At 31.3% G+C, this 1,400-nt stretch carries 1 protein-coding gene; it reads left to right on the forward strand.

Features of this window, described 5'->3' with window-relative positions; all coding sequences use genetic code 11:
* Window positions 1–923: 923 nt before the first annotated feature.
* On the forward strand, window positions 924–1,052 hold the full coding sequence (locus ACRC28_RS00040; protein WP_438541414.1) for a hypothetical protein: 129 nt from the start codon (window positions 924–926) through the stop codon (window positions 1,050–1,052).
* Window positions 1,053–1,400 lie beyond the last annotated feature (348 nt).

Consider the following 1,400-nt stretch of genomic DNA (forward strand, 5'->3'; position numbering starts at 1 on the left):
ATTTCTACGGCGAGATTTAATTAAGAACAAAACACGGAAAGCTGTACAGAGCAAGGAAGAATGAACTAGATTGAATAAGAGGTCTTCTACATGATTGGTAAAGTGAAACAACCAGGCTAGATTTGAAGCAAATTACTGCTTTCTACAAGATAGAAATATCTTTTAAGGATAGAAGGAACAAAGTTTTACTGCAGATCTCATAGAAAGACTGTAGATCAAAAAGCTTTCAAATATGAAGCCTAAAGAAATAAAAATAACTAATATTCAAATATTTCTGACGCGATCAAAAAAATCAAGAGACTTTCTTTAGTGATTTTCCCTTTTATCCCTATTGTTTGTTCTCTGTATGAAACCTTTATTTAGGAAACTTAACTCAATGTATCTAAAATTAAGAATACAAAATGATACTCAATCGTTTGTAACAAGTTATCTTCTATTTATTGATGATCTTTAATTGTTACCAGATAATAGAAGTCATTTTAAAGTGATATATGATTAAACTAAAAAATTCTTTAATGCAGTAGGACTTAAGGAGAATCAAAAAAATCTTCTGCTAATTGCTACGAATGTCAAGAAGATGTCGTTGTACTAGGAGGGTCAAAGGGATACAAATACTTGGGAAACATTTGTAACTCCACACTCGCATTCAATAAAGAATTCTTTAAGCATGTAAAGGCTTAAATAATGAGTCATGTTTAGCGACACTGCATGACAAAGTTAAATGGTGTGAATATGTGTGAGTCATCACCAAACATACAATTCCAGCCATCAACTACTATTTTGGCCTTCTAAAGCTTAAATTACAGATTACAAAGGTATTGATTTTGAAAATTGTCAGATGATTATAAAGCATCATATCCATTTACAGCCAGTTTGTAAAGATAGACTTAACTTCAAAGAAATGAAATGAAAAGAGGACTTACATGTATTCAGAACAGGTTTTAAATTATGTTAATAACATGTTTAACTCTCCAAATGTAGCTAGACATAGTTCAACTAGACATGCAGCAATACTTAAAGAAAAAGAGGAAAATAAATCACACCTCTCATAAATACTAAAGTACTTTAAACCAAATACAACTTGGAGGGTTTTGTGACACAAAAAACACTAGTCGAATCCACAAATACTTTTTCTACAGAGAGATTTAATTTAGAAAAAATCACGGGAGCTGACAGAGCAAGAGAGAATGAACAAGTTTTAATAAGGGGCCTTCTACATGATTGGTAAAGGGGAACAACCAGGCTAGATCTAAAGCAAATTACTGCTTTCTACAAGATAGAAATATCTTTTGTAGACAGAAAAGACAATGTACTATCTGAAGATCTAATAGAAAGATTGTAGATCATATAGCTTCACAAATGTGATCGAATGTTTGGTTTTTATTATATGAGAAGACACA

Source organism: Clostridium sp. (assembly GCF_051650885.1).
GTDB lineage: Bacteria > Bacillota > Clostridia > Clostridiales > Clostridiaceae > Clostridium.

Excerpts from the sequence above, each read along its gene's own strand:
- ACRC28_RS00040 (WP_438541414.1), top strand. The coding sequence starts at position 924 with ATGTATTCAGAACAGGTTTTAAATTATGTTAATAACATGTTTAACTCT.